Origin of the sequence: Gordonia sp. (in: high G+C Gram-positive bacteria) (assembly GCF_049299075.1) — a bacterium.
Classification (GTDB): Bacteria; Actinomycetota; Actinomycetes; order Mycobacteriales; family Mycobacteriaceae; genus Gordonia.
In genome coordinates this window covers 1-4215 of the sequence record NZ_JBAQWU010000395.1, presented here as the reverse complement: position 1 = coordinate 4215, position 4215 = coordinate 1, and the positions used below count along the sequence as shown (strand labels likewise).

The following is a 4215-nucleotide window of genomic DNA, read 5'->3' as shown; positions in this document are numbered from 1 at the left end:
CGGCTGCACCGCCGATGCGTGCCCAGCAGCAGCGCGCACCGCAGCCGCCGTCGCGTCCGGTCCCGCGGCAGCACCCGCCATCGGCGCCGTTCTCGTCGAACCCGTTCTCGTCGAACCCGGGCAGTCAGGGTTTCGGTCGTCCGGCCCCGCCGCCCGCATTCGGGACTCTGCCCGACGCGCCGCACCTGGCGGCCCTGCACAATAACGCGTCGGCGGTCTACCAGGTGCCCGGTGAACTGCGCGGTGGACGCGAGACCATTGCGGTCACCGGCGCGCGGAGCGTTGGGCGCACCCCGGATAACGACATTGTCGTCAACGACGTGCTGGCGTCGCGCCGCCACGCGCGCCTCACCCCGGCCGGCGGTGGCCTCGTGATCGAGGATCTCGACAGCGTCAACGGCACCTTCGTGAACGGTCACCGGGTCTCGCGGCAGTCGCTGACGGAGAACGATGTCGTGACCATCGGCAATAGTGACTTCGTGGTGTCTGGTGGCAACCTCATGCGCGGCCAAGCCCGCGCTATGGTCGGCGGCGGCCTGCAACTCGACGGCATCGGCCTGACTGTCGACGGTGGCAAGGTGCTCCTCAACGACATTTGTTTCCAGGCTGCCCCGGGCACTCTGACCGCCATCATTGGTCCGTCAGGCGCAGGTAAGTCGACGGTCTCCAAGATCGCGGCCGGACTGAACAGTCCGACCGTGGGCCGGGTGACCTTCGAAGGCCGCGATGTGAATGCCGAATACGAGGCGCTGCGCAACCGCATCGGCATGGTTCCGCAGGATGACGTCCTGCACAGCAAGCTGACCGTCCGCCAGGCGCTGCGCTATGCCGCAGAGCTGCGACTGCCCGCCGATCTCTCGACATCCGATCGCGATGCGGTGATCGATGGAGTCCTGGCCGAGCTCTCGCTGACCGAGCACGCGCAAACCCGGATCGACAAGCTTTCCGGTGGGCAGCGTAAGCGCGCGTCGGTCGCTATGGAACTCCTTACCGGGCCGTCTCTGCTGATTCTCGACGAGCCGACCTCGGGCCTGGACCCGGCGCTGGACCGCCAGGTGATGCAGACGCTGCGGGCGCTGGCCGACGCCGGCCGTGTGGTGCTGGTGGTGACGCACTCGGTGGCGCACCTGGAAATCTGCGATCAGGTGCTGCTGTTGGCGCCGGGAGGCAAGACCGCCTACTGCGGTGATCCCAAGACCAAATCGGCCGAACTCGGTACCGACGACTGGGCTGAGATCTTCGAGCGCACCGCCCGTGAACCGGACGCGGTCTGGGATGAGTACCGTCGTCGGCACCCGCACCGTCCACCACCCGCCGCCCCTGCGTGGGGTCCTTCGGCGCCGGCGCCGCAGGCCCAGCCGATGCGCCAACTCAGTACGGTGGCCCGGCGCCAGGTCCGGCTGATTTTCGCCGACACCGGCTACCTGGCCTTCTTGATTGCCCTGCCGGTAGTGCTCGGTCTGCTCACGTTGGTGATTCCCGGCGACGCCGATTTCGGGGCAGACCCGGCCGATCCGCGCGCCTCGGCGGCGGTGAAATTGCTGGTGGTGCTGGTGATTGGCGCGGCGTTCATGGGTGCGGCGCTGACCGTGCGTGATCTGGTGTCCGAGCGCGCGATCTTCGAACGGGAACGGGCGGTCGGCCTGCGGCCCGAGGCATATCTGTTCGCCAAAGTGGTCGTGTTCTTCGCGCTCGCGATTCTGCAGGCCGCCGTGATGCTGGGCATCACCTTCGCGCTGCGCGGTCTGCCGGAGGAGGGCGGGGTGCTGCTACCGCCGCCGGTAGCGCTGTTTGTCGCGATCGCGGCGCTGGCCTGTGTCAGCACGCTGGTAGGACTGGCGATCTCGGCGCTGGTGAAATCGAACGAGCAGACCATGCCGCCGTTGGTCATCGTGGTCATGGTGCAGCTGGTGTTCTCTGGCGGTCTGTTTGCGATCACCGGCCCCGGCGGGTTCCTGTCCTGGATCTTTCCGGCGTTCTGGGGTTACGCGGCGGCCGCGCAGGCGGTCGATCTGCCCAAGACCAATCCGCAGGCCGAACAGGTCAGCTCCGGCGACTACCCGCTGTGGGAGCCGGAGATCGCACACGCGGTGCTCTGCTACAGCGTGCTGGGTGTGATGGCAGTGGCGCTGACAGCGCTGATCTACTCGCGATTGAAGCTCCGTAAGCGCTGAGGAATAGGCTGGCGTCCATGGAACGGATCATCGGCACGGAAGTGGAATACGGGATCTCCGCACCGGGCGACCGGAGCGCCAACCCGATCATGACCTCCACCCAGGCGGTGCTGGCCTATGCGGCGGCGGCCGAGGTGCCACGCCGTGAGCAGCGCACCCGGTGGGATTACGAAGTGGAGTCGCCGATGCGCGACGCCCGCGGCTACGACCTCGGGCGCCATCGCGGTCCGGCACCGATCATCGACGCCGATGAGATCGGTGCGGCCAATATGATCCTCACCAACGGCGCGCGCCTGTACGTCGATCACGCCCATCCCGAGTACTCCGCACCGGAGGTACGCGATCCGCTGGATGCAGTGATCTGGGATAAGGCTGGCGAGCGCGTGATGGAGGAGGCCGCCCGCTACGCAGCGAGCGTTCCGGGTGCTCCGAAGCTGCAACTGTACAAGAACAACATCGACGGAAAAGGCGCGTCGTATGGCACGCACGAAAACTACCTGTGCAAGCGGGAGACGCCGTTCGATGCGATCGTCACCGGCCTCATGCCGTTTTTCGCTTCGCGCCAGGTGATCTGCGGTTCCGGCCGCGTCGGGATCGGTCAGCACGGCGAAGAGGACGGGTATCAGCTGAGTCAGCGCGCCGACTACATCGAGGTGGAAGTCGGCCTGGAGACCACCCTCAAGCGTGGCCTGATCAATACCCGCGACGAGCCGCATGCCGAGCCGGACAAGTACCGGCGTCTGCATGTGATCATCGGCGACGCGAATCTGGCCGAGACCGCCACCTACCTGAAGGTGGGTACCACGGCGTTGGTGCTTGACTTGATCGAGGCTGGCGTCGATCTGTCCGATCTAGCGCTGGCCTGGCCGGTGAACGCCGTTCACGAGATCAGCCACGACCCGACGCTCACCACCGCGGTGGCATTGGCTGATGGACGCGAGCTGACCGGTTTGGCGCTGCAGCGCGAATATCTGGCACGGGTCCGCGATCACCACGCGCGCACGGCAAACGACGACCCGCGTGCCGCCCATGTCGTCGAGACCTGGGCCGATGTCCTCGACAAGCTAGAGCGCGATCCGATGGAATGCGCCGAGATTCTGGATTGGCCGGCAAAGCTGCGTCTTCTGGAGGGTTTCCGGCAGCGCGAAGGCCTCTCGTGGGGCGCCTCGCGACTCAAGCTCATCGACCTGCAATACTCCGACGTCCGCCTGGACAAGGGACTGTACAACCGTCTCGTTGCCCGCGGCTCCATGTCGCGCCTGGTGACCGAAGAGCAGGTGCAACGGGCGGTGGCGAACCCGCCGGCCGACACCCGCGCCTATTTCCGCGGCACCTGCGTCAGCCGGTTCGGCGCCGACGTCGCCGCGGCCAGCTGGGACTCGGTGATCTTCGACCTTGGCGAGGACACGCTCGTCCGTATTCCCACTATGGAACCGTTGCGCGGTACCAAGGAGATGGTCGGCGACCTGCTCGAGTCGGCCACCTCCGCAGCCGATGTCGTCACTGGCTTGAAGGCCTAGCCCGGCGGGCATCTGCGGCCCTCCCCGAGCGGGAGCCCGGCACCGGTAGGGTGGACCCACTACTTCTTCCAGGAGGCTTTCGATGGCGCAGGAGCAGACCACACGCGGCGGCGGCAGCGGTGATGACGATGCGATCGGCGGCGGCCCCGCAGGTCAGGAGCGCCGCGAGAAGCTCGCCAGCGAGACCGACGATCTACTCGACGAGATCGACGATGTACTCGAGGAGAACGCGGAAGAATTCGTGAAGGCCTATGTCCAGAAGGGCGGCCAGTGAACGACACCTCGTCGTTCGCTGAATACCTCCGGGTCAACGCTCCCGATCGGCTGCCCGGGGGGACCCTTCGACAAGCTCAGGGGGCGGGGGCGGGGACGGTTCAGGGGGCGGGGGCGGGGATGCTTTCGGGGGCCGGGGCGGACCTGCCGCACGGGACGACGATCGTCGCGGTCGCCTATCCCGGCGGGGTCGTGCTGGCGGGCGATCGCCGCGCGACGATGGGCAATGTGATCGCTACCCGCGATAT

The 4215-nt window shown here is 67.0% G+C and carries 3 protein-coding genes and 1 pseudogene; all 4 read left to right on the top strand.

Features of this window, described 5'->3' with window-relative positions; translation table 11 throughout:
• Positions 1-2174: ATP-binding cassette domain-containing protein (locus WAW85_RS12640; protein ID WP_422559957.1), on the top strand; the 2174-nt coding region annotated here is incomplete at its 5' end.
• A gap of 17 nt (positions 2175-2191) precedes the next feature.
• Entirely contained in the window at positions 2192-3694 is a 1503-nt protein-coding gene (dop, locus tag WAW85_RS12635; RefSeq protein WP_422559956.1) for a depupylase/deamidase Dop, read from the top strand.
• Between the two features lie 82 nt (positions 3695-3776).
• The gene (locus WAW85_RS12630; protein ID WP_422559955.1) at positions 3777-3968 is read left to right on the top strand and encodes a ubiquitin-like protein Pup; all 192 of its coding nucleotides are present in this window, start codon (positions 3777-3779) and stop codon (positions 3966-3968) included.
• Positions 3965-4215 (top strand): annotated as a pseudogene (locus tag WAW85_RS12625) (proteasome subunit beta); the annotation flags it as partial. The gene WAW85_RS12630 and the pseudogene WAW85_RS12625, both read left to right, overlap by 4 nt.

What these genes read in the sequence shown, in the direction of transcription:
- WAW85_RS12630 (WP_422559955.1), top strand. Translation starts at nt 3,777, where the DNA reads ATGGCGCAGGAGCAGACCACACGCGGCGGCGGCAGCGGTGATGACGAT.
- dop (WP_422559956.1), top strand. Translation starts at nt 2,192, where the DNA reads ATGGAACGGATCATCGGCACGGAAGTGGAATACGGGATCTCCGCACCG.